This window comes from Alistipes putredinis DSM 17216, from assembly GCF_000154465.1.
GTDB lineage: Bacteria > Bacteroidota > Bacteroidia > Bacteroidales > Rikenellaceae > Alistipes > Alistipes putredinis.
In genome coordinates this window covers 1,369-2,558 of record NZ_DS499573.1, presented here as the reverse complement: position 1 = coordinate 2,558, position 1,190 = coordinate 1,369, and the positions used below count along the sequence as shown (strand labels likewise).

The window sequence follows — 1,190 nt, the reverse complement described above, 5'->3', positions numbered from 1 at the left end:
ACTGAAAATCGGCACTGTGGTGGAATTCGCTGCCTTTCCGAAGAGATCCCGACGGAAAAGGAAACCACGCCGGGGCCGCGTCGGAGAGGAGGCCCCTCACTTCACGGTCGGAATGCTCGACGACACAGCGATCACCCTGTCCGACCTGCAAGGCAACGTGGTGTTGCTTACCTTCTTCTCCACGTGGTGCCCGACCTGCCGGAAACAAATGCAGCAGATGCAAACCCAAATCGTCGATCGCTTTGCTGACCGGAAATTTCGCTTCCTTCCAATCAATCGAGGCGAAACGCAGCAGACCGTTCAAGAGTTCTGCCGCGAGCTGGGAATCGCATTCTCCGTAGGTCTGGATCCCGACATGTCAATCTACTCGCTCTACGCCACCCGATACGTTCCCCGCAACTTTATCATCAGTCCCAATGGCAAAATCCTGCTCTCCGAAACCGACTACGACGCAACAATACAACGCCTGCTGATCGAGCAAATCGAACAAGCGCTCCAAACAACAGAATAAAGCAGCATACCCAACAAAGCCGACCACACAAAACAGCCGTCTATGACTGACATGACCGGATTCCGAAGACACCCCGGAATTCCAGCGGTTTCCACCCCGTAACCGTCCGATCTGCCGGGACACAGCAACATTGCCGAACCCCGCAATTTACTCCACCTCGAATCGAACCGTCCCCTCTCATGCCTTCTCCAAAACCCCTCCACACACACCCTCTTCCTCACAAAACACAAACAGGCGGAGCTTGCAGAAGCTCCGCCTGTTCTTTCGAAATCCGGGATTTCGATTACTTCATCAGACCGGTTACCAGGAAGGTGATCGCCACGGTCAAAATACCGTACAACTCCGGGAAAGCGGCGAGGATCAGGGTTTTGGTACCCACGTCATGACCGTTACCTACGGCAGCGATACCGTTGGCGCAAAGCTGGCCCTGACGATACGACGAGAAAAAGTTCACCAGGCCGACCAAGATACCCAAACCGAAGATAGCGGCCGCCTGCAGCATCGTAACCGAATCGGTCAGGTAATTCATGATAAGGAAGAGCGAGGCAAAGCCGTAAAGACCCTGCGAAGCGGGCAGACCCGACAGGATGATGTAGTTACCGAAGGCATTCGGGTTCTTCTTCATCGCACCGACTGCGGCATTGCCCGCGAATAGTAGTACCATAGCAACTGCCTACGG

1 protein-coding gene and 1 pseudogene are annotated in these 1,190 nt (G+C 54.6%); one reads left to right on the top strand and one right to left on the bottom strand.

Annotation, left to right across the window (positions count from 1 at the left end):
* The coding region (locus ALIPUT_RS00055) for a TlpA family protein disulfide reductase (RefSeq protein ID WP_050751413.1) at positions 1-511 on the top strand (511 nt) is incomplete at its 5' end.
* A gap of 283 nt (positions 512-794) precedes the next feature.
* Here the strand turns inward: ALIPUT_RS00055 and ALIPUT_RS00050 are convergent.
* A pseudogene (locus ALIPUT_RS00050) lies at positions 795-1,190 on the bottom strand (ATPase); the annotation flags it as partial.